This window comes from Pseudomonas sp. LBUM1651, assembly GCF_059716135.1.
The window spans coordinates 3,135,648-3,156,211 of sequence record NZ_CP166805.1 but is presented as its reverse complement, the minus strand read 5'-3'; the positions used below and the strand labels follow the sequence as shown (position 1 = coordinate 3,156,211).

The window sequence follows — 20,564 nt, the reverse complement described above, 5'->3', positions numbered from 1 at the left end:
CGTTGGGTCGAGGGGCAACAATACGGGCGGGGAAAACGCGGGGTGCGGTACATATTGCTTGCGCGAGAGACTTGACAGGACGCCGGTAAGAAAGCGCTTAATCGACGTGTCGCCCGCCTCTAAAATAAAACTGGAGCTTCAGATGACCGCTTCGCCTGAAATGGCAGTCAGTTCGGCCAACTCAACCCTGGATTTTGATTCTCTCGTCCTGTTGCTCGAACGCATTTTCGTTCGTCACGGCACCTCCGCCGAGGTCGCCAGGACACTGGCCCTCAACTGCGCCGGTGCCGAACGCGATGGTGCCCACAGCCATGGTGTGTTCCGTATTCCCGGTTACGTCTCGACGCTGCAAAGCGGTTGGGTCAATGGCCGTGCCGTGCCGGTGGTCGAGGACGTGGCGTCGGGTTTTGTCCGGGTCGACGCCGGCAACGGTTTCGCTCAACCGGCGCTCGCCGCTGCCCGTGCCTTGCTGGTGGAAAAGGCCCGCAGTGCCGGCATTGCGGTGCTGGCGATTCGTAACTCTCATCATTTCGCGGCGTTGTGGCCGGACGTCGAACCGTTCGCCTATGAAGGGCTGGTGGCGTTGAGCGTGGTCAACAGCATGACCTGCGTGGTGCCGCATGGCGCCGATCGCCCGCTGTTCGGCACCAATCCGATAGCTTTCGCCGCACCGCGCGCGGACGGTGATCCGATTGTCTTCGATCTGGCCACCAGTGCCATCGCCCATGGCGATGTGCAGATCGCCGCACGCAAGGGTGAGCGTTTGCCTGCTGGCATGGGTGTGGATGGCCTCGGTCAGCCGACCCAGGACCCGAAAGCGATTCTTGAAGGCGGGGCGTTGCTGCCGTTCGGCGGGCATAAGGGTTCGGCGCTGTCGATGATGGTGGAGCTGTTGGCGGCGGCGTTGACCGGCGGCAATTTTTCCTTCGAATTTGACTGGAAAAACCACCCCGGTGCCAAAACACCATGGACCGGCCAACTGTTGATCGTGATCGATCCGAGCAAGGCCGCCGGGCAGAACTTTGCCGAGCGCAGCCAGGAGTTGGTGCGGCAAATGCACGGTGTGGGGCTTAAGCGGTTGCCGGGTGATCGACGTCACTATCAGCGGGCGAAATCACAAGCCGGTGGGATTGCGCTTGATGCGGATACGCTGGCGAATTTGCGGGAATTGGCGGGGCTCTGATTGCAGAGCACTGACTGTAGGAGCGAGCTTGCTCGCGATGGACGTTAACGATAACGCGTGTTTACTGGATAAACGCGGCGCTTTGGAGTCCATCGCGAGCAAGCTCGCTCCTACAAAAAAGCGGATCAGTTCACGACAGAAAGCGGGGCCGCTTAACGTCGGCCCAGCAACAAACCAACAACCAATCCAAAACCGGCGGAAATTGCCACGGTTTGCCATGGATGCCCGCCAATGTAGGTTTCAGTGGCTTCGACCGCCGGCAGGGTCCGGTCTCGAACGCTGGTTACCGAGTCCCGTGCCTGCTGGAGTTTCTGGGCGATTTGTCCGCGAAGCGTGTCTGCTTCTTCACCGACCAGTGACGCACTGCTCTTGAGCAGTTTTTCGGACTCTTCGATCAGCGTCTGAAGTTCGCTGAAAGCCTGATCCTTGATTTGGTCTTCGGCGACTTGTGCAGCGGTTTTCCGGGCCATTGGGTGACTCCTTGCAGGTGAATAGTCAGTGAACAATGGAGTCTGCCGCGACGGAAAAAGTTGCAGCGACTTTTCGCGCGGATGCCCTCCTGTAGAAAAATCCAGCGCAGGACATTTCTTCCTACAGTGTAAGATGTCGCCTATTTACGCAGCAGGTAACTCCCCATGAGCTTCAATCTGGCCGACAAACCCCTTGCCGAGCGCGCGGCGCTTGAAGACGAGAAATCCCGTCTGTTCGAACTCTGGCAAAACAACCTGGGCAAAGCCAAGGGCGAAGCCGCGCGGTTGTTCGGCGAGCGCGCCAAGCGCAAAGGCAAATGGGCCGAATGGGTCCGTTCAGAACTCGACGGCATGTCGCCTCCGGAGTTCGCGAACATGGTGCGCAGTGAAGTCAATCGGTTGATGGCGGCCAAGTAAGGCTGAACCTCACGCAAAAATCGCGACAATCGCCTCACGCACTTTCAACACCACCGGATCTAGCTGAGTGCTGGTGCGCCAGCCCAGTTCGATCGGGTAACGCGGCAACGCCAAAGGGCAGGGCAGCAGCGCCAGGCCCGTGAGCGCTGCAAGGCTTCGGGCGGCATGCGCCGGAATGGTCGCCACGGCCTGACTGCCCTTGAGCAGATGCGGCAACGCCGCGAAATGCGTGGTCGAAGCGCATACCCGCCGGCTCAGGCCCAACGCGGCCAGCCCTTCGTCGGTGATCCCGATAAAGCCACCCGATGACACCAGAATATGTTCACGGGTGACGAACTCCTCAAGGTCGAGGGTTTGCTGTCCCGCGACCAGACTGATCGGGTCAACCAGACACAGATAATCGCCTTCACCCAATACCTGACGGCTGAGCAACCGTTCGGCAAACCCGCCGGCCGTGATTGCCAGATCGATGCTGCGCTCCATTAGCGCCTGCGCGACGATCTGACTGTGAGTCTGGCGGAAGATCAGCCGCAGCTTCGGCGCGCAGCGGGCGATTTCTTCGATCAAGCGACGCCCGTAGGCGATTTCGAAGTCATCTGACAAGCCGACCGTGACCGAGCGGCCGTCGTAGTGATTGGCGGTCGGGTCGACCATCGCCAGGCTTTGGCGGCATTTGTTCAGCGCATCGCTGACCACCGGTTTCAGCTGATTGGCCTTGAGCGTCGGCGCAAGGCCTCGGCCAGTGCGTACGAACAATTGATCGCCGTACACCTCGCGCAGCCGGCGCAATGCCGCGCTGACCGCCGATTGCGTCACGCCCAGGCGCAACGCCGCACGGCTGGCGCTGGACTCTTCATGCAAGGCTTCGAAGACTTTGAGCAGGTTGAGATCGACGGCGGCGATATTCATCTGATTCATATCATTCAGCAGTGGGAGGGGCTTTATTCATGATCCCGTGGCACCTGAGAATGAGCAACACCTGATGTGAACGGAGTGACCGCGATGCCCAAGTCAATCGTTGCTGCACTGCAAATCGGCGCCTTGCCCGGCGGCAAGGCCGAGACGCTGGAACAGATCCTCTCGTATGAAAACGCAATAGTTGAGTCAGGCGCGGCGCTGGTGGTCATGCCCGAAGCGTTGCTGGGCGGATACCCGAAAGGTGAAGGTTTTGGCACCCAACTGGGTTATCGCCTGCCGGAAGGTCGTGAAGCCTTTGCCCGTTATTTCGCCAACGCCATCGATGTGCCAGGGGCGGAAACCGAAGCGCTGGCCGGGTTGTCTGCGCGTACGGGGGCGAACCTGGTGATCGGTGTGATCGAGCGCGCCGGCAGCACGTTGTATTGCACCGCGCTGTATTTTGATCCGCAGGCCGGGTTGGTGGCGAAGCACCGCAAGCTGATGCCGACCGGTACTGAACGGCTGATCTGGGGCAAGGGCGATGGCTCGACGTTACCGGTGATCGACAGCCAGGTCGGGCGGATCGGCGCGGTGGTGTGCTGGGAAAACATGATGCCGCTGCTGCGCACCGCGATGTACGCCAAAGGCGTGGAAGTGTGGTGCGCGCCAACGGTGGACGAGCGGGAGATGTGGCAGGTCAGCATGCGCCACATCGCCCATGAAGGCCGCTGCTTTGTGGTCAGCGCCTGTCAGGTTCAGGACTCGCCGCAAGCGCTGGGGGTGGAGATTGCCAACTGGCCTGCGGACCGGCCGTTGATTGCCGGTGGCAGCGTAATCGTCGGGCCGATGGGCGATATTCTGGCCGGGCCGTTGCGGGGAGAGCGCGGATTGCTCACCGCTGAAATCGACACCGACGACCTGATCCGCGCGCGTTACGACTTCGACGTCGTCGGCCACTATGCGCGCCCGGATGTGTTCGAGTTGACCGTAGATGAACGCGCCAAACCCGGTGTCCGGTTCAACACATAACAACTGTGGGAGCGAGTCTGTGTGGCGAGGGGATAAATCCCCTCGCCACACAGGCTCGCTTGGATTATCAGCGCTGTTGAAGTCACCAGGTGCCGACTGTCGATCCCGGCAAACTGAGCTTGCCACTGTCGGTGAAGCGCATCGTGCCAAACAAGCCGCCCGCCAGTTTGCCGCGCAAGACATAAGGCAGGTTGTTCAGCGTTTGGGTCTGGCTCAGGCCCAGTGTCTGGCGCAGCACCGAGAACGCTGAAACGCTCACCGGTACGGTCAGCACTGTCTCGGAAAAGCGCGCAATCGAGCCCGACTGATCACTGACCCCGGAGGCAAGGGGCTGGCCGTTGACTGACAGGTCCAATGCCACGCCGTTGTAGTCGATCGCGGTTTCATTGGGATTCTGTACGCGGATTTTCACCGCGAAACGCACTTCCATGTCCTGGCTTTGCAACGGCTCGAAACCGACCACGTTGATGTTCAGCGGGTCGCGATTGGGCAACAGGGCGCAGGCGCTCAGGGACAATAAAAGGAGGGAAAGGACAACGGCGTGGACACTGCGCATGGACATGCTCTCTTGAAGAAAAGGCCGAACCACCGGTGGCTCGGCCTTGAGCCTGTCTAGCGGTTCAACTGTGCGACAACCGCAGGCGTGGCGGGTTCACCTTTGGCCGGCACATCCGGGTTTTCCATGACCTGGAGAATCGAGGCTTCCGGATCGAAATCGTCTTCTTCCAGCCCGATGAATTCCTCGGGCAGGAAGATATTCAGCACGATAGCGCACAACGCGCCAACGGTGATCGGCGATTCGAAGATGTTATGCAGCGCTTTCGGCAACTCGCGCAGCACCTCCGGCACGGCCGCCACACCCAGGCCCATGCCGAGGGAAATCGCCACGATCAGCATGTTGCGCCGATGCAGGCCGGCTTCGGCGAGGATCTTGATGCCGGCCACCGCCACGGTGCCGAACATCACCAGTTCAGCGCCACCGAGTACCGGTTTGGGCATCAGTTGCAGCACCGCGCCGATCATCGGGAACAACCCCAGCACCACCAGCAGACAGGCAATGAAAAACGCCACGTAACGGCTGGCCACGCCGGTCAGTTGAATCACGCCGTTGTTCTGCGCGAAGGTCACCATCGGCATGCTGTTGAATACCGCCGCCATGGCCGAGTTGAGACCGTCGGCGAGCAGACCGGACTTGATCCGGCGGATGTAGATCGGACCTTTGACCGGCTGCCGGGAAATCATCGAGTTGGCGGTCAGATCACCGGCAGCCTCCAGCGGCGACACCAGGAAAATCACCGCCACCGGCACGAACGCCACCCAGTCGAAGTTGAACCCGTACTTGAACGGCACCGGCACGCTCATCAGCGGTACGTCAGGCATGCTGCCGAAATCCACGTGGCCCATGAGCCAGGCGACGATATATCCGAAGGTCAGGCCGATCACGATCGCCCCGAGGCGCAGGAACGGCACGTCCACCCGGTTCAATACCACGATGGTGCCCAGCACCAGCGCCGCCAACGCCAGATGACTGGCCGCGCCGAGATCCGTCGCGCCGAAGCCGCCGGCGATGTCGGTCATGGCGACTTTGATCAGCGACAGCCCCATCAGCGTGATGATCGTCCCGGTCACCACCGGCGTGATCAGCATCCGCAGCTTGCCGATGAACTGGCTCAACACCACCTCAATGAATGCGGCGAAAAAACACACGCCAAAGATCGTCGAAAGAATTTCATCGGTGCCGCCGCCGCGAGCCTTGACCATGAAACCGGCGCTGAGGATCACGCTGATGAATGAAAAACTGGTGCCTTGCAGGCACAGCAAACCGGAACCGATCGGGCCGAACCGCCGCGCCTGGACAAAGGTGCCCAGGCCCGAGACGAACAGCGCCATGCTGATCAGATAAGGTATTTCGCTTTGCAGACCGAGGGCGCTGCCCATGATCAGGGTCGGGGTGATGATGCCGACGAAACTGGCGAGTACGTGTTGCAGGGCTGCGAAGACCGTGGCGGTCAGATGCGGGCGGTCGTCGAGGCCGTAGATCAGGTCACTGTGGCGCGGGGCAGGGGCTTTTTCAGAGGCGGTCATGGTGGTTTGCGTGCCGAAAGGCCGGCCGGGTCAGAAAATGGAGGCGCAGGATGCCAGAAAGACTGGTATGCCGAAACATTAACTCAGGTTTACACAGAACCTGTGGTGAGGGGGTTTACCCCCGTTGGGCTGCGCAGCGGCCCCAAACACTGTCGACGCGGTTCGTCAGATGTACCGAGTTGGATGGGTTAACGACTGCTGCGCAGCCGAACGGGGTGGTGCGGCATTCCGATAAACCCCCTCGCCACAGGGATCGCGGCTGGCAGGAATCAGGCGAACGCCGCGAGCAAATCCTCTTCAAACGCTTTCTGCGCATCCCCCGGCACCTGCGCGCGGTGGCGGGCCAGGTGGAATGCCACGTCGAAACTCATGTCGCTGCGGCGCACGGCCCTGAGCAACCCTTTGTCCTCCCAGCTGCGGGCAAAGTGGCTGGGCAGATAACCGACGTGCTTTCCGGACAGGATGAAAGCGAGGGTGCCTTCGACCTGTTCCGAGCGCGCCGAGCACCGCTTTCCCTGGAAGGGCTCATCGCTGCGCAGAAAGCGGTAAGGGTGATCCACCCGGTCGCAGGCCTGCAACGCGTGATCGTCCGGCGCATCGTTGGTGAACAGCGGATGGCCGGGAGCGCAATACAAGTGCTGGGTTTCGCTGAACAGTTCGCGGTAGTCAAACGCGCTCTGCACCTGTGAGAAATAGCCGATCGCCAGGTCCAGCCGTTGTTGCAGCAGCAAGCGCTCCATTTCACCAGGCATGGCGCTGATCAACTCGATGCGCACCGACTCATCGCGTTCGCGAAAGCGGCGGATCGCCTCGGCCACTCGTTGCAGCACCGATTGATCCACGGCTTCGGACAGCCCCAGACGCACCTCGCCAATCAAGCGGCCGGCCACGCCATTGGATTGATGACGGAACGCTTCGATGGACTCGAACAGACCCCGCGTCGCGATCAGCAGTTGTTCGCCTTTGGGGGTGATCCTGAATCCGCCCTTGCCGCGACTGCACAGCCGATAACCGAGCCGGGTTTCGAGCCTGGCCATTTGCTGGCTGATGCTCGATTGACTCAGGCCCAGCTCACCCTGGGCCGCGCTGAAACCGCCGCATTCCACCACGCTGACGAACAGACGCAGCAATTGCAGATCCACATCGTGAAGCTGGCCGAGCATCAAACATTACTCCGCAATAAAGTCAGGATAATTGACTTGGTATTTTTCCAATGTATCCGACGGCGCATGCTGCAGCCACTTCCTCTGGTCAGGTGTTCGTCATGGGTCCTTCATTCAAGCTGTGTTTACCCGCACTGTTCCTTTCCATGGCGGTCTCGGCTCAGGCCGAGGAGAACGTCGTCAATCTCTACAGCTGGGCCGATTACGTGGCGCCGGAAACCTTGCAACGCTTCGAGCGGGAAACCGGCATTCACGTGCGCTATGACACCTTCGACTCCTCGGAAGTCCTGGAAACCAAGCTGCTCACCGGCGGCAGTGGTTATGACGTGGTAGTGCCGTCGTCCAGCGTGCTGGCGCGCGGGTTGGCGGCCGGTGCGCTGAAGGCGATCCCCCACGAAGGCCTCAAGGGCTACGCCAACCTCGATCCGGACTTGCTGGAAAAACTCGCCGCGGTCGATCCCGGCAACCGCTACGGCGTGCCCTATACCTGGGGCACTTTGGGGCTCGGGATGAATGTCGAAGCGGTGAAAAAGCGCTTGCCGGATGTGCCGCTCAACAGCCTCGACTTGCTGTTCAAACCCGAATACGCCAGCAAGCTGAAAGATTGCGGCGTGGCGATCATCGATTCGCCGCAGGAAGTGATCGGCCTGGCGCTGCACTATCTTGGTAAGGATCCCTACAGCACCGACAAGTCTGATCTGTCAGCCGCCGAGGCGTTGTTGCATCAGCTTCAGCCGAATGTGTTGTACGTCGCCAGCGGTCGACAAATCAACGACCTGGCCAACGGCAGCGTTTGCCTGGCGTTGACCTACAACGGTGACGCCAGCATGGCCGCCGATCAGGCGCGCAAGGCCAACAAACCCTACGAAGTGGCGTACCGGATTCCGAAGGAGGGCACGCTGGTCTGGCAGGACAACCTGGCGATTCCCAAGGATGCACCGCACCCCGAAGCTGCCCGCTCCTTCATCGAGTTCATGTTGCGCCCCGAGTCTGTCGCGGCGCTGACCAATACGCTGTTCTTTGCCACGGCCAACCAGGCCGCCACGCCGCTGGTGGATGAGGCGGTGCGCACTGATCCGGATATTTACCCGCTCGCCGATGTGCGCGAACGGCTGTACGCCGACCGCAGCATGAGCCTCAAGGACATGCGTCAGCGCACCCGTTTGTGGACCACTTTCCGTAGCCGCCAATAACTAAAACAAGGAGAAACTGATGGACGTCCCAGTGCAAAACGATCAGGCCATGACCCGCGACAGCCTCTACGGGACTGCCGCCGAAAGTACCTACGCCGGCATTACCAGTTTCATGCGTCGTCGCTACAGCCGCGACTTGCGCGGTGTTGATGTGGCCGTCAGCGGCGTGCCGTTCGATACCGCCACCAGCAACCGTCCCGGCGCGCGTTTCGGACCACGTGGCATTCGCGCTGCGTCCACCGGGATTGCCTGGGAACGCCACTGGCCGTGGGCGTTCGATCCGTTCGATCACCTCGCCGTGATCGACTACGGCGATTGCGACTTCGATTACGGCTCGCCGCAGTCGGTGCCGGAAAGTATTGAGGCCCACGCCGAGCACATTCTGAATGCCGGTTGCGCGATGCTGACGTTTGGCGGCGACCACTTCATCAGTTACCCGCTGCTCAAGGCCCACGCCCGTAAACATGGAGCGCTGTCGCTGATCCATTTCGACGCGCACAGCGACACCTGGCCGGACGAAGAGGGCAAGCGCGTCGATCACGGCACGATGTTCTGGCACGCGGCCAAGGAAGGTTTGGTGGACCCGTCGCGCTCGGTACAGATCGGCTTGCGTACCACCAATGACGATCATCAGGGCTTTCAGGTCCTGGATGCGCGGCAAGTGCATCGCCGTGGGGTGGATGCGATTGTCGAAGCCATTCGGGCACGGGTCGGCGACAACCCGGTGTACCTGACGTTCGACATCGACTGCCTCGACCCAGCCTTCGCCCCCGGCACCGGAACGCCGGTGTGCGGCGGTTTGAGCACGGTGCAAGCGCTGGAAATCCTCGGCGGGTTGCGCGGGATCAATCTGGTGGGGATGGACGTGGTTGAAGTGGCGCCGGCCTACGACAGTGCGGACATTACCTCACTGGCGGCGGCGACATTGGCGATGGAGATGCTGTGTTTGTATGCGGCGAGGCATAAGGTGGATCGGTAAAACAGATTGGCGTTGTCAGTGATGACGCCTTCGCGGGCAAGTCGGATCACCGCCCGCTCGCTCCTACAGGATTTGGTCGATCACAAAATGTGTGAACGCTACAAAACCTGTAGGAGCGAGCGGGCGGCGATCCGACTTGCCCGCGATGCTTTTTCAGGCGACCGGAATTATCGGCAGATCCAGGGTTTCACCCCCGCTAAACCGTGCAAACGAACCAGTAATGGACTCATGTGGCACACCCATTGCCACTTCGCTGATTCCATCCAGCCGCGCCAACTGTTCCGCACTCACCTGCACATTCAATGCCCCCAACGTCGCATCCAGCTGCTCACGCGTGCGCGAACCGAGGATCGGAATCAGCGCGGTCGTCGAGCGTTTGGCTTTTTCCCGCAGCCAGGCAATGGCCACATGCGTCGGGCTGGCGCCGAGCTCCGCCGCGACGGCGAGCAAGGTGTCGAGCAGGGCGGTTTCGCGGGCACTTTTCTCGGCGTGCACCAGCATGCCCAGTTTGGCGGCGCGGTTGTTCTCGTCGCTGGAACGGTATTTGCCAGTCAGGAACCCGCCACCCAACGGCGACCATAAGGTTGCGGCCAGCCCCAACGCTTCGGCCATTGGCAGTTGCTCACGTTCGGCCGTGCGTTCGGCGAGGCTGTACTCGACCTGAATGGCGGCAATCGGCGCAAAACCGCGCACCTCGGCCAGCAGGTCGGCCCGGGCGATGCGCCACGCCGGGAAGTTCGACAGGCCGGCGTAATGAATCTTGCCGGCGCGCACCAGATCATCGAAACCCCGCAGGATCTCTTCCATGGGCGTGACACCGTCGCTCATGTGCGCCCAGAAGAGGTCGATGTGATCGGTCTTGAGCCGTGTCAGGCTTTCTTCCACGGCGCGAACCATGTTCTTGCGGTTGTTGCCTGTGTGGGAAATGCCTGCAGCGGGCGTAGTCCCCAAAGTGTATTTGGTGGCGATGACCAGGCGATCACGCTCCGGAGCAATGAACTCGCTGAGCATGGCTTCCGACTGGCCACCCTGATAACCGTTGGCGGTGTCGATGAAATTGCCGCCGGCCTCCAGGTAGCCATCAAATATGCGTTTGGCTTCATCGCGCTCGGCGCCATGGCCCCAACCCGTACCAAAGTTACCGGCGCCCAGCGCCAGTTCCGAGACACGCAAGCCGGTTTTTCGGCCGAAGACTTTGTAATGCATGGGATGACTCCTGAAGGAAAGACGCGGCGACTGAATATAAATGTCGTGTGACATGTATTAAAGATGATGCCAGTCATATATTTCGTCAAGACGCTTTTTCAACCGTGAGAAAAGAGCCGATCACCGGGCGCATCGCTACTGCCATTTTCTGACAGGGCACTCTGCTAAGCTCCGATCTCTTTTCCGGACAGAGCCCGCCAATTGTGTCTCGCACCACGCGTTTACTGACCCTGTTGCAAGTGCTGCGCGGCAAGAGTCGCCCGGTCACGGCGGCGACCCTTGCCGGCGAACTGGAGATTTCCGAGCGTACGCTCTACCGCGACATTGCGGAACTCACCGCACTGGGCGCGCCGATCTACGGCGAGGCGGGGATCGGTTACGTGCTGCGCAGCGGCTTGTTTCTGCCGCCGTTGATGCTCAACGCCGACGAAACCGAAGCCATCGTCCTGGGATTGCGCTACGTGGACCAGCGCGGTGATGAGGTATTGAGCAAGGCGGCGGCCGATGCGCTGGCCAAAATTGCTGCGGTGCTGGCGCCAGAGGCGCTGGACGCATTGCGCAACCCGACGGTATTGCCGGGCCCGCCCGGTTATGGCTTTGCACCCAACGCCGTGCCGCTGAATGTGTTCCGTCAGGCGATCCGCGATCAGGCCAAGTTGCACATCGACTATGCAGACGCCCAACAAGTGCCCAGTCAGCGGCTGATCTGGCCGTTGGCGCTGGGGTTTCTCAATGAGGTGCGAATCATCGTCGCCTGGTGTGAACTACGCGGCGCGTATCGGACCTTTCGCACCGACCGGATTTCGGCGGCGAACGAGCAGGGCGAGCGTTATCCGGGGCGGCGTGGTGACCTGCTGCGCACCTGGCGCAAGCAGATGCAACTGGATGAAGCGGGGCGTTTCACTCCTGACAAGAACTGACACAGGCATGTTTTAGCATGGCTCCAGAATCAACCAACAAGGAGTTACAAACATGTCCAGTCCCGCCTCTTCGCTGGCGCCCGCCATCGCCGCTTACCTGGCTGCCGCCAATGCCCGCGACACTTCGAGGGTCGCCAGTTTCTTCGCTGAGGATGCCAATGTGTTCGATGAAGGCCGGCATCAGATCGGCGCCCAGGCGATCGCCCAATGGATGCAAGACACCGCCCGGCGTTATCAGCCAAAAGTCGAAGTGCTCGACGTGCAACTTCGCACCGGCAAGGTACTGGTGCATAACCGGGTGTCCGGCACGTTTCCCGGAAGCCCGCTGGAATTGCGCTACATGTTTCGTCTGAATGAGCAGGGCAAGATCGCTCGACTGGACATTTCACTGTAGAGGCCGCGTCGCAATGGCATACTGCCGCGCATGAATGTCGACTCCCCGTTAAGCGCTTGGCAACACGCCATCGAACAGAAGGGCTTCGTCCAGGACGAAGCCCAGGAACATGCTGTCTGGGCGCTGCAAAAATGTTACGAAGCGCTGCATGAAGGTCACACGCCAATGACGGGCGTTTACCTCTGGGGCCCGGTCGGGCGTGGCAAGACCTGGTTGATGGACCAGTTCTACCAAAGCCTGCAGGTCCCGGCCCGACGCCAGCACTTTCATCACTTCATGGGCTGGGTGCATCAGCGCTCGTTTCAGCTGACCGGCACTGCCGACCCGCTGAGAGCGCTGGCCAGGGAATTGAGCGAAGAAGTGCGCGTGCTGTGTTTCGACGAGTTGTTCGTCAATGATATCGGCGATGCAATCATTCTCGGGCGCTTGTTTCAGGTGATGTTCGACCAGGGCGTGGTGGTGGTCTGCACCTCCAATCAGCCACCGGACCTGCTGTATGCCGATGGCTTCAACCGTGACCGCTTCGTGCCGGCCATCGAGGCGATCAAGCGCCATATGCAGGTGATTGCGGTGGATGGCGGCGAAGATCATCGACTGCATCCCGGTGCCGGTTTGCAACGCTATTGGGTCGCCGCGCCCGGTCAGCCCGGCGCGCTGGGGGATGTGTTCAAGGCGTTGACCGCCGGCCAGTCGGTCTCCCGTGAGCCGATCAAGGTCGGCTACCGTTCGCTGGATGTGGTGCAGGCCAGCGAAACCGTGCTCTGGAGCCGTTACGCCGACCTCTGCGAACAACCCTTTGCCGCCATGGATTTCATGGCCCTGTGCGACACCTACAAGGCTATTCTGTTGAGTGAAGTGCCCAACCTCAGCGCGCAAAAGCGCGAAGGGCGCATCGCCCGTGGTACCGAAGACGGTGTCGAGCGGGTGGTGGCGGGCGATCGCGAATTGCCGCAATTGTCGGTACACGACGACGGTGTGCGGCGTTTCATCGCGTTGGTGGACGAATGCTACGACCGCAAAGTCCCGTTGTACCTTGAGGCGCAGGTGCCGATGGAATCGCTCTACACCGAAGGCTATCTGGAATTCCCGTTCCGCCGCACCCTCAGCCGATTACAGGAAATGCAGCTGCAACGTTTCGCCGACGCTTGAACCCAAGGAGCCGCGAACATGAATCAGCCCTTGTCCCATCATTTGCTGACCATGGCCTATCAGAACGCCTGGGCCAATCATCGACTGGCCAAGGCCTGGGGACAATTGAGTCCGCAGGACCTGGCGGCGCCGCGAGTCAGCTTCTTCCCCAGCCTGCGAGCGACCCTCAATCACATCCTGACCTGCGACTGGTTTTACGTGGATGCGCTGGAGCGGGAGTTGCGCGGCGACGCGCCGCACCCGGATTGCTACGTGTTTTTCACTGACGACGAGCCGTTCACCGCCGCTGTGGACCTCAAGCGCGAACAGGCCCAGGTGGATCGCCGGTTGATCGCTTACTGCGAGCAGATGCGCGACGCGGACCTGGGCAAGATCGTGACCATCGCCCGGGACACGCCGCAACACGAGAGTCGGTTGCGCATGCTGTCGCACTTGTTCGAGCATCAGATTCATCACCGTGGACAGATTCACGCGATGCTCAGCGGAACGTCGATCGCACCGCCACAACTGGACGAGTTTTTCTGTGTCGGTGAGTCGGGCCTGCGGGCAGCGGATTTTGCCGAGCTTGGGTGGACCGAGGCGTTGATCTGGGGGCATTGAAAGCTGCTTTTCCCCTGTAGGAGCGAGCACGCTCGCGATGGACGTCAACGATAACGCAGGCTTGCTTTTTAAACGCGGTGCTCTCAGGCTCATCGCGAGCAGGCTCGCTCCCACAGTCGAGGATGGAAATGGAATCCGCAGAAATTCTTGTGCTTCAGGCCAGCTACACCAACCCGGTGCATGCTGAGGCTGTGCGCCTTGTGTTGAATCATTACGCTGAAGATCCGATGGGTGGCGGTCATTCCTTGCCCGCCGAGGTGCTGGAGCACCTGCCGGAAGAGCTGGCCAAGCGTCCCCATGCATTCAGCGTGCTGGCGTTCGTCGGTGGCGAACCGGCAGGGCTGGTCAATTGCTTCGAAGGTTTTTCGACGTTTGCTTGTCGGCCATTGGTCAACGTGCATGACGTCGTGGTGATGAAGACATTTCGTGGGTTGGGCCTGAGCCAGAAGATGCTGCAAAAGGTCGAGGAAATCGCCCGTCAGCGTGGCTGCTGCAAAATCACCCTGGAGGTGCTGGAAGGTAATGCCGTGGCCCAGTCGTCCTACGCCAAATTCGGCTTCAGCGCCGGCATGTTCGATCCGGCGCACGGCCGGATGCTGTTCTGGACCAAGGCGCTGTAGGGGGCGGCAGACAAAACTGTAGGAGCGAGCTTGCTCGCGATGGACTCAAGAGCGCCGCGTTTACCCAGTCAGCACGCGTCTTCGTTAACGACCATCGCGAGCAAGCTCGCTCCTACAAGGGGTGTATTAGCGTCAGCCCATCAACGTTTGTAAGTCTCCGTCACCTGCGCCGTCTGATCATCCGGAACCCGGACCTCGGCGGTTTGCTGACTCTGATTCTCCTGTTGGCTAAGCCGCAGGCTCTCATAGTAATAACGCATGCGTTCCGCGCCGCCTTCGGCAAATGCGCTGGCCGAAACGAACGTCATCAGGCCGGCAACGATCAAGGGTGTACGTTTCATGGTTCGCCTCCCACAACGGTATATCGGGTGCCTTTCTTCCATGAAGCAATGTCGAGCGACCATTATCTGCCGATTCCGTTAATTGGGAATTAACTGCGTATGGGGCCTCCCGTCCCGGCTTGGGACGAGCAAGAAAAAGGGGCCGGAACCGGCCCCTGAAAGGATTACTTCAAAACGACGTCCGCAGGGTTCGGCTTCGCCTTCGGTTTGATCAGGCTGAAGTCGATCAACGCCTTCTGCTCGCGCTCATAGGGATTGCCGATCATCAGTGGGAGTGGTTTGAAACTGTCGCTGACCAGACTCTTGCTGCGATCGAGTTCATCGAAACTCAAACCCGCCAGGTCGGCCCAGGTATGGATCAGGTGCGAGCTGCTGTACGGCCGCCCGAGGTCTTCGGCGAAGCTCCAGTCATGGCTTTCGCGCCACTTCGGCGAAGCCCAGGCCATAAACGGAATGGTGTACATCGGCGCCGTCGGCTTGGCCTCGTTGCGACCCAGTGTGTTGTGGCCGGGAGAGTCGAAAACGTCTTCACCGTGGTCGGAGAGGTACAGCAGGAAACCGTTCGGATCGGACTTGGCGTAGTCCTTGATCAGGCTCGAAACCACGAAGTCGTTGTACAGCACCGCGTTGTCATAGCTGTTGTAGGTCGGCAGTTGATCGTCACGCACGCCGGCGGGCACGCCATTGCGGTCCTTGAACTTGTCGAACGTCGACGGATAGCGGTACTGGTAGCTCATGTGGGTGCCGAGCAGATGCACGACGATCAACTTGCGTGGCGCCGCATCGGCCAGGGCCTTGTTGAACGGCTCGATCACATCGCCGTCGTACTGGGCGGCGTTCTGGTTACGGTTGTTGTTCAGATACACCTGCTCGTCGGCCTGCTCGGAGAAGGTCGTGAGCATGGTGTTGCGCTTGGTCATGGTCTGCTGGTTGGTGATCCAGAAGGTTTTGTAGCCGGCCTGTTTCATCATACTGACCAGCGACGGGGTCGACAGGTACAGGTCCGGGTTTTCTTCGTCGGCGAAGGTCAGCACCTGCTGCAGCGCCTCGATGGTGTAGGGGCGCGGGGTGATGACGTTATCGAAGACCGCCAGTTGATCCTTGAGCTTGTCCAGTTCCGGCGTGGTTTCACGCGGGTATCCGTAGAGGCTCATGCGCTGACGGTTGGTGGATTCACCGATCACCAGCACCAGGGTGGCCGGCTGGTTGGCCATGGCATCCTTGAGGTTATGCAGCGGAGGAATCTTGCTCGCACTGTCGAGCATGTCCTGCATGCCGGCCAGTGTGTCGAGGTAACGGTGATAAGCCACCGCCATCTGCCATGGCACTGCCGGTTCGATGCGGGTCTCGAGTTTTTCGAAACCGGCGGCGAGGCTGCCGGTGCGGGCGGTCTGTTTGATCATCGGATAGCCGATCACAGCCACCAGAATGGCCGTCGCCGCCACCAGCGCGCGACCGCGAGGCATGTACACCGGGCGCAACCGCGTCCACAGGAAATACGCGAACAGGGTGTGGGCAAGGAACGCTGCCACCATCCACCAGGCGAAATACTGGGTCATGTATTCGCCCGCTTCAGAGATGTTCGACTCGAACATGATGAAGATGACGCTTTGGGAGAATTCCTGCTGATAGATGAAGAAGTAACCCAGGCTGGCCATCGAGCAGGCCCACAACACCACGCCAATCAGTGCGGCCAACACACGGGTTTGTCTGGGGAACAGTAGCATCGGCGCCAGCCAGATGGCGCTCATCACAAAGGCCTGGCGGAATCCGGTGAACCCGGAGGTACCGGTCAACTGGATCAGTAGTTGGGTGATGCCGGAAAAATACCAGAAGAACAGGAACAGCCAGAGAAATCCTGCCCAATCAAAACCCTTCGCAGACGAACTGCTGCTGCGTTGAAACAAAGCCATTGCGCGCTCCAGCCAGAATCACTTTCCACCGCCGGGACTGGAAAGTCGCCGACGAACGGGCACCGCGCGGATACCGGGCGGCCATATCGGGCCGGAGTATCAACAAGGGCGTGTGAAAGTTTTGTGAGCTGTGGACGCTGACGAGTCGGAATGAGATATCGGAAACAGCGCAGGGCTGCTTCCGGTTCAGGCGAGGGGATCAGGCGTGGGGAGCACGCAGTGTGACAGGCTTCGGCTGAGCCTGGATGCCTTGCGTCAACAGGCGCAACTGCTCGACTTCCTGCTTCAGCTGGTCGCGCTCGTCTTTCAACTGGCGCAATTCGTCGCGACGGATTGTGACGTAAAGGGTTTGTGCTGGCCGTGCTGCTTGTACTGTGCCCATTGCTCACCTCGCAAATGGCTGTCTCAACTGTAAATTCGCCCCGACATCGGTGCTTATTTACTATCGGCGCTGATTTTGATTTCTTTTGCCCCGTAAGGGAACTTTTTTATTTTTTACGGTCGTTGTGTCTTTGGCACGATTCCGGACGTTATCAGTCAGGATCGGGCACAATGCCCGGAAACTTCACGCCAACGCTCTGGACTAACCCACATTAGTCGCGTTGGGCTATAACCTTTGACACACTTGATTTGTAGTAGGGAGCATCAGCACATGCAACTCGGGATTATTGGACTGGGCCGCATGGGCGGCAATATTGCGCGGCGCCTGATGCTCAACGGGCACACCACCGTTGTTTACGACCGCAATACCGCCTTCGTCGATACCCTGGCCGCCGAAGGCGCCAAAGGCGTCATCGACCTGCCGGCCCTGGTCGCTGGCCTGGCCAAACCACGAGCGGTCTGGGTCATGCTGCCGGCCGGCGCACCGACCGAAGACACCATCGACACCCTGAGCACCTTGCTCGACCCCGGCGATACCATCATCGACGGCGGCAACACCTTTTATAAGGACGACATCCGCCGGGCGAAAACCCTGTCGGAAAAAGGCCTGCACTACGTCGACGTCGGCACCTCCGGCGGCGTCTGGGGCCTGGAGCGCGGTTACTGCATGATGATCGGCGGCGAAGCCGAGGTGGTTAAACGCCTCGATCCGCTGTTTGACAGCCTGGCACCGGGCCTGGGTGATATCCCTCGCACCAAGGACCGCAAGTCGGACGACGATCGCGCCGAACGCGGTTACATCCACGCCGGTCCCGCAGGCTCTGGCCATTTCGTGAAGATGATCCACAACGGCATCGAATACGGAATGATGCAGGCCTTCGCCGAAGGCTTCGACATCCTCAAGACCAAGGCCAGCACCAACCTGCCGGAAGATCAGCGCTTCGACCTGAACGTGGCTGACATCGCCGAAGTCTGGCGCCGTGGCAGCGTCGTGTCGTCCTGGCTGCTCGACCTGACGGCTGACGCCCTCGCCAGCGATCCGAAACTCGACGGTTACTCCGGCTCGGTGGCTGACAGCGGTGAAGGTCGCTGGACCATCGAAGCCGCCATGGAGCAATCGGTGCCCGTACCGGTGCTGTCGAACTCGCTGTTCTCCCGCTACCGTTCGCGCGGGCAAGGCACCTTTGGCGACAAGATTCTCTCGGCCCAGCGCTTCGGCTTCGGCGGCCACGTGGAGACTGCGAAAAAATGACCCGGTTGATCCGCAATAAATCCAAGGCAGAACCCGCACCACCGACCACGCTGTTCCTGTTCGGTGCCCACGGTGACCTGGTCAAGCGCTTGCTGATGCCGGCGCTGTATAACCTGAGTCGCGACGGTCTGCTTGGCGATGGACTGCGGATCATCGGCGTTGACCACAACGCCATCACCGATGAGGCCTTTGCGCAGAAGCTCGAAGATTTCATTCGCGCTGAAGTGGCGAGCAAGGTCGGCAAGGGCGATCAAGCCCTTGATCCGCAGTTGTGGGCCAAACTGGCCAAAGGCATCAGCTACGTCCAGGGCGACTTCCTGGACGACAGCACGTATCAGGCGCTGGCGACGAAAATCGCCGCCAGCGGCACCGGCAACGCGGTGTTCTATCTGGCCACGGCGCCACGTTTCTTCAGCGAAGTGGTGCGTCGTCTCGGCGCCGCCGGTTTGCTGCAAGAGACGCCGGAAGCCTTCAGAAGGGTGGTGATCGAAAAACCGTTCGGCTCCGACCTGCACACTGCCGAAGCCTTGAACGCGTGTTTGCTCAAGGTGATGACGGAAAACCAGATCTACCGGATCGATCACTATCTGGGCAAGGAAACGGTACAGAACATTCTGATCAGCCGGTTCTCCAACAGCCTGTTCGAAGCCTTCTGGAGCAACCATTACATCGACCACGTACAAATCACCGCCGCGGAAACCGTCGGCGTGGAAACCCGTGGCAGTTTTTATGAACACACCGGCGCCTTGCGGGACATGGTGCCCAATCACCTGTTCCAGCTGTTGGCGATGGTGGCCATGGAACCACCGGCCGCCTTTGGCGCCGATGCGGTTCGCGGCGAGAAGGCGAAAGTGGTGGGGGCGATTCGCCCCTGGTCCACCGAAGAGGCACGGGCCAATTCGGTACGCGGCCAATACGCCGCCGGCGAAATCGACGGCAAGCCGTTGCCGGGTTATCGCCAGGAAACCAACGTATCGCCCGACAGCACGACCGAAACCTATGTGGCGCTCAAAGTCATGATCGACAACTGGCGCTGGGTCGGCGTGCCGTTCTACCTGCGCACCGGCAAGCGCATGAGCGTGCGCGACACCGAGATCGTCATCTGTTTCAAACCGGCGCCTTACGCGCAGTTCCGTGATACCGAGGTCGATGAGCTACAGCCGACCTATCTGCGGATCCAGATTCAGCCCAATGAAGGCATGTGGTTCGACCTGTTGGCCAAACGGCCTGGCCCGGCGTTGAAAATGGCTAATATCGAACTGGGTTTTGCCTACAAGGATTTCTTTGAAATGCAGCCGTCCACCGGCTACGAAACCCTGATCTACGATTGCCTGACTGGCGATCAGACGCTGTTCCAGCGCGCCGACAACATCGAAAACGGCTGGCGCGCCGTGCAACCATTCCTCGATGCCTGGCAGCAGGACGCGAGCGTGCAGACTTACGCGGCCGGTGAAGACGGACCGGCGACGGCAGAAGAGCTGCTGACTCGCGACGGTCGCGTCTGGCATGGCCTCGGATGAGTGAGGTCACGCAACACACCATCCGTTTTCTGCTCAGTGACATGGACGGCACATTGTTGCTGCCGGACCACAGCCTCAGCCAGCGCACCATCGAAGCCGTGCGTTCGTTGCGCGAGGCGGGCGTGCTGTTCAGCCTCGCCACTGGCCGCCCACCGAAAGCCATGTTGCAGCAGATCGAAGCCCTGGGCGTCGATCTGCCGACGGCGGCATTCAATGGCGGCACGATCGTCCACCCCGATGGCAGTTTGCTGGTCGCGCATTACCTGCCGGTCACGGCCGCACTGACCACGCTGACGCTGTTTGCCGATCTGCCGGACATCGAGGTGTGGGTGTTCAGCGGCGGGGACTGGCTGGTGAAAGACCCGACCGGGCCGATGGTTCCTCGAGAGCAGCATGGCCTGGGGTATCCGCCAGTGATGGTGGAGAGTTTTGAGCCGTATCTGGAACACATCGACAAGATCGTCGCGGCGAGCAATAACACGCAGCTGTTGATTGAGCTGGAGGCACAATTGCTGCCCAAGGTCGAGGGCCAGGCGCAGGTGTCGCGATCGCAACCGGTGTACCTCGACGTGACCGCGATGCAGGCGAACAAGGGTGACGCGCTGGCGACACTGGCCGCGTTCCTCGGCGTGCCGCTGGAGCAGACGGCTGCCTTGGGCGATGGCGGCAATGACCCCGCCATGTTTCACCGCGCGGGTTTGTCGATCGCCATGGGGCAGGCGGAAGAGGCGGTGAAGCGTCAGGCCGACGTGGTGACCGGGGCCAACACCGAGGATGGCGCAGCGCAGGCAATCGAGCGGTACATCCTCAACGCAGGTTAACCGCGTTATCGTTCTTCGCGGGCAAGCCTCG

Annotated in this window: 22 protein-coding genes; 13 read left to right on the top strand and 9 right to left on the bottom strand. The window is 60.5% G+C overall.

The window, feature by feature from the left end:
* Positions 1–142: 142 nt before the first annotated feature.
* Complete coding sequence (locus tag ACA066_RS14650; protein ID WP_497695481.1) at positions 143–1,183, top strand: Ldh family oxidoreductase; 1,041 nt, start codon at positions 143–145, stop codon at positions 1,181–1,183.
* A 152-nt stretch (positions 1,184–1,335) separates the two neighbouring features.
* On the opposite strand, the gene ACA066_RS14645 is transcribed toward ACA066_RS14650, so the two are convergent.
* Complete coding sequence (locus tag ACA066_RS14645; RefSeq protein ID WP_497695480.1) at positions 1,336–1,653, bottom strand: ElaB/YgaM/YqjD family protein; 318 nt, start codon at positions 1,651–1,653, stop codon at positions 1,336–1,338.
* A gap of 165 nt (positions 1,654–1,818) precedes the next feature.
* On the opposite strand from ACA066_RS14645, the gene ACA066_RS14640 reads away from it, so the two are divergent.
* On the top strand, positions 1,819–2,070 hold the full coding sequence (locus ACA066_RS14640; RefSeq protein WP_007937833.1) for a hypothetical protein: 252 nt from the start codon (positions 1,819–1,821) through the stop codon (positions 2,068–2,070).
* A 9-nt stretch (positions 2,071–2,079) separates the two neighbouring features.
* Here the strand turns inward: ACA066_RS14640 and ACA066_RS14635 are convergent, their stop codons facing one another.
* Positions 2,080–2,988 (bottom strand): LysR substrate-binding domain-containing protein, encoded by a 909-nt coding sequence (locus tag ACA066_RS14635; RefSeq protein ID WP_497695479.1) that lies wholly within the window; start codon positions 2,986–2,988, stop codon positions 2,080–2,082.
* An 84-nt stretch (positions 2,989–3,072) separates the two neighbouring features.
* On the opposite strand from ACA066_RS14635, the gene ACA066_RS14630 reads away from it, so the two are divergent.
* Entirely contained in the window at positions 3,073–3,996 is a 924-nt protein-coding gene (locus ACA066_RS14630; protein WP_497695478.1) for a carbon-nitrogen hydrolase family protein, read from the top strand.
* An 82-nt stretch (positions 3,997–4,078) separates the two neighbouring features.
* On the opposite strand, the gene ACA066_RS14625 is transcribed toward ACA066_RS14630, so the two are convergent.
* The 3 genes from ACA066_RS14625 to ACA066_RS14615 all read right to left on the bottom strand — a co-directional run bounded on the left by ACA066_RS14625 (position 4,079) and on the right by ACA066_RS14615 (position 7,244).
* Positions 4,079–4,552 carry an LEA/WHy family protein gene (locus tag ACA066_RS14625; protein WP_497695477.1) on the bottom strand — a complete coding sequence of 158 codons (474 nt, stop codon included), beginning with the start codon at positions 4,550–4,552 and terminating at the stop codon, positions 4,079–4,081.
* Between the two features lie 56 nt (positions 4,553–4,608).
* On the bottom strand, positions 4,609–6,081 hold the full coding sequence (locus tag ACA066_RS14620) for a nucleobase:cation symporter-2 family protein (RefSeq protein ID WP_497695476.1): 1,473 nt from the start codon (positions 6,079–6,081) through the stop codon (positions 4,609–4,611).
* A gap of 269 nt (positions 6,082–6,350) precedes the next feature.
* Positions 6,351–7,244, bottom strand: coding sequence for a LysR family transcriptional regulator (locus ACA066_RS14615; protein WP_497695475.1), 894 nt, complete (start codon positions 7,242–7,244; stop codon positions 6,351–6,353).
* Positions 7,245–7,345: 101 nt separating this feature from the next.
* Between ACA066_RS14615 and ACA066_RS14610 the strand changes: the two genes are divergently transcribed.
* Positions 7,346–8,437 carry a polyamine ABC transporter substrate-binding protein gene (locus ACA066_RS14610; RefSeq protein ID WP_497695474.1) on the top strand — a complete coding sequence of 364 codons (1,092 nt, stop codon included), beginning with the start codon at positions 7,346–7,348 and terminating at the stop codon, positions 8,435–8,437.
* Positions 8,438–8,456: 19 nt separating this feature from the next.
* On the top strand, positions 8,457–9,416 hold the full coding sequence (speB, locus tag ACA066_RS14605; protein ID WP_497695473.1) for an agmatinase: 960 nt from the start codon (positions 8,457–8,459) through the stop codon (positions 9,414–9,416).
* A gap of 153 nt (positions 9,417–9,569) precedes the next feature.
* Here speB and ACA066_RS14600 read toward each other — a convergent pair whose 3' ends face one another.
* The gene (locus ACA066_RS14600; RefSeq protein ID WP_497695472.1) at positions 9,570–10,622 is read right to left on the bottom strand and encodes an aldo/keto reductase; all 1,053 of its coding nucleotides are present in this window, start codon (positions 10,620–10,622) and stop codon (positions 9,570–9,572) included.
* A 203-nt stretch (positions 10,623–10,825) separates the two neighbouring features.
* Here ACA066_RS14600 and ACA066_RS14595 point away from each other — a divergent pair, with 203 nt between their 5' ends.
* The 5 genes from ACA066_RS14595 (at position 10,826) to ACA066_RS14575 (ending at position 14,305) form a co-directional block, all read left to right on the top strand.
* Positions 10,826–11,542 (top strand): helix-turn-helix transcriptional regulator, encoded by a 717-nt coding sequence (locus ACA066_RS14595; RefSeq protein WP_497695471.1) that lies wholly within the window; start codon positions 10,826–10,828, stop codon positions 11,540–11,542.
* Between the two features lie 52 nt (positions 11,543–11,594).
* Positions 11,595–11,936, top strand: a complete 342-nt coding sequence (locus tag ACA066_RS14590) for a nuclear transport factor 2 family protein (protein WP_214383137.1) — start codon at positions 11,595–11,597, stop codon at positions 11,934–11,936.
* A gap of 30 nt (positions 11,937–11,966) precedes the next feature.
* On the top strand, positions 11,967–13,085 hold the full coding sequence (gene zapE, locus ACA066_RS14585; protein ID WP_497695470.1) for a cell division protein ZapE: 1,119 nt from the start codon (positions 11,967–11,969) through the stop codon (positions 13,083–13,085).
* 18 nt (positions 13,086–13,103) lie between these two features.
* Positions 13,104–13,685 (top strand): DinB family protein, encoded by a 582-nt coding sequence (locus ACA066_RS14580; protein WP_497695469.1) that lies wholly within the window; start codon positions 13,104–13,106, stop codon positions 13,683–13,685.
* A 128-nt stretch (positions 13,686–13,813) separates the two neighbouring features.
* Positions 13,814–14,305 (top strand): GNAT family N-acetyltransferase, encoded by a 492-nt coding sequence (locus ACA066_RS14575; protein ID WP_497695468.1) that lies wholly within the window; start codon positions 13,814–13,816, stop codon positions 14,303–14,305.
* Between the two features lie 140 nt (positions 14,306–14,445).
* Here the strand turns inward: ACA066_RS14575 and ACA066_RS14570 are convergent, their stop codons facing one another.
* The 3 genes from ACA066_RS14570 to ACA066_RS14560 all read right to left on the bottom strand — a co-directional run bounded on the left by ACA066_RS14570 (position 14,446) and on the right by ACA066_RS14560 (position 16,941).
* Complete coding sequence (locus ACA066_RS14570; RefSeq protein ID WP_497695467.1) at positions 14,446–14,646, bottom strand: hypothetical protein; 201 nt, start codon at positions 14,644–14,646, stop codon at positions 14,446–14,448.
* Positions 14,647–14,810: 164 nt separating this feature from the next.
* A complete protein-coding gene (locus ACA066_RS14565) occupies positions 14,811–16,559 on the bottom strand; it encodes a phosphoethanolamine transferase CptA (RefSeq protein ID WP_497695466.1) in 1,749 nt (582 codons plus the stop codon).
* Between the two features lie 199 nt (positions 16,560–16,758).
* Positions 16,759–16,941, bottom strand: coding sequence for a DUF6026 family protein (locus tag ACA066_RS14560; protein ID WP_017338676.1), 183 nt, complete (start codon positions 16,939–16,941; stop codon positions 16,759–16,761).
* 270 nt (positions 16,942–17,211) lie between these two features.
* Between ACA066_RS14560 and gnd the strand changes: the two genes are divergently transcribed.
* Genes gnd through ACA066_RS14545 form a run of 3 tightly spaced genes read left to right on the top strand, consistent with a single transcriptional unit; the run spans position 17,212 to position 20,533 of the window.
* The gene (gene gnd, locus ACA066_RS14555; protein ID WP_497695465.1) at positions 17,212–18,192 is read left to right on the top strand and encodes a phosphogluconate dehydrogenase (NAD(+)-dependent, decarboxylating); all 981 of its coding nucleotides are present in this window, start codon (positions 17,212–17,214) and stop codon (positions 18,190–18,192) included.
* Positions 18,189–19,712: a glucose-6-phosphate dehydrogenase gene (gene zwf / locus ACA066_RS14550; protein ID WP_497695464.1), complete on the top strand. Its 1,524-nt coding sequence runs from the start codon at positions 18,189–18,191 to the stop codon at positions 19,710–19,712. The genes gnd and zwf overlap by 4 nt, the downstream gene beginning before the upstream one ends.
* Positions 19,709–20,533 (top strand): HAD family hydrolase, encoded by an 825-nt coding sequence (locus tag ACA066_RS14545; protein WP_497695463.1) that lies wholly within the window; start codon positions 19,709–19,711, stop codon positions 20,531–20,533. Before zwf ends, ACA066_RS14545 begins: the two co-directional genes overlap by 4 nt.
* Positions 20,534–20,564 lie beyond the last annotated feature (31 nt).

What these genes read in the sequence shown, in the direction of transcription:
- ACA066_RS14650 (WP_497695481.1), top strand. Translation starts at nt 143, where the DNA reads ATGACCGCTTCGCCTGAAATGGCAGTCAGTTCGGCCAACTCAACCCTG.
- ACA066_RS14645 (WP_497695480.1), bottom strand. Translation starts at nt 1,653, where the DNA reads ATGGCCCGGAAAACCGCTGCACAAGTCGCCGAAGACCAAATCAAGGAT.
- ACA066_RS14640 (WP_007937833.1), top strand. Translation starts at nt 1,819, where the DNA reads ATGAGCTTCAATCTGGCCGACAAACCCCTTGCCGAGCGCGCGGCGCTT.
- ACA066_RS14635 (WP_497695479.1), bottom strand. Translation starts at nt 2,988, where the DNA reads ATGAATCAGATGAATATCGCCGCCGTCGATCTCAACCTGCTCAAAGTC.
- ACA066_RS14630 (WP_497695478.1), top strand. Translation starts at nt 3,073, where the DNA reads ATGCCCAAGTCAATCGTTGCTGCACTGCAAATCGGCGCCTTGCCCGGC.
- ACA066_RS14625 (WP_497695477.1), bottom strand. Translation starts at nt 4,552, where the DNA reads ATGCGCAGTGTCCACGCCGTTGTCCTTTCCCTCCTTTTATTGTCCCTG.
- ACA066_RS14620 (WP_497695476.1), bottom strand. Translation starts at nt 6,081, where the DNA reads ATGACCGCCTCTGAAAAAGCCCCTGCCCCGCGCCACAGTGACCTGATC.
- ACA066_RS14615 (WP_497695475.1), bottom strand. Translation starts at nt 7,244, where the DNA reads ATGCTCGGCCAGCTTCACGATGTGGATCTGCAATTGCTGCGTCTGTTC.
- ACA066_RS14610 (WP_497695474.1), top strand. Translation starts at nt 7,346, where the DNA reads ATGGGTCCTTCATTCAAGCTGTGTTTACCCGCACTGTTCCTTTCCATG.
- speB (WP_497695473.1), top strand. Translation starts at nt 8,457, where the DNA reads ATGGACGTCCCAGTGCAAAACGATCAGGCCATGACCCGCGACAGCCTC.
- ACA066_RS14600 (WP_497695472.1), bottom strand. Translation starts at nt 10,622, where the DNA reads ATGCATTACAAAGTCTTCGGCCGAAAAACCGGCTTGCGTGTCTCGGAA.
- ACA066_RS14590 (WP_214383137.1), top strand. Translation starts at nt 11,595, where the DNA reads ATGTCCAGTCCCGCCTCTTCGCTGGCGCCCGCCATCGCCGCTTACCTG.
- zapE (WP_497695470.1), top strand. Translation starts at nt 11,967, where the DNA reads ATGAATGTCGACTCCCCGTTAAGCGCTTGGCAACACGCCATCGAACAG.
- ACA066_RS14580 (WP_497695469.1), top strand. Translation starts at nt 13,104, where the DNA reads ATGAATCAGCCCTTGTCCCATCATTTGCTGACCATGGCCTATCAGAAC.
- ACA066_RS14575 (WP_497695468.1), top strand. Translation starts at nt 13,814, where the DNA reads ATGGAATCCGCAGAAATTCTTGTGCTTCAGGCCAGCTACACCAACCCG.
- ACA066_RS14570 (WP_497695467.1), bottom strand. Translation starts at nt 14,646, where the DNA reads ATGAAACGTACACCCTTGATCGTTGCCGGCCTGATGACGTTCGTTTCG.
- ACA066_RS14565 (WP_497695466.1), bottom strand. Translation starts at nt 16,559, where the DNA reads ATGGCTTTGTTTCAACGCAGCAGCAGTTCGTCTGCGAAGGGTTTTGAT.
- ACA066_RS14560 (WP_017338676.1), bottom strand. Translation starts at nt 16,941, where the DNA reads ATGGGCACAGTACAAGCAGCACGGCCAGCACAAACCCTTTACGTCACA.
- gnd (WP_497695465.1), top strand. Translation starts at nt 17,212, where the DNA reads ATGCAACTCGGGATTATTGGACTGGGCCGCATGGGCGGCAATATTGCG.
- zwf (WP_497695464.1), top strand. Translation starts at nt 18,189, where the DNA reads ATGACCCGGTTGATCCGCAATAAATCCAAGGCAGAACCCGCACCACCG.
- ACA066_RS14545 (WP_497695463.1), top strand. Translation starts at nt 19,709, where the DNA reads ATGAGTGAGGTCACGCAACACACCATCCGTTTTCTGCTCAGTGACATG.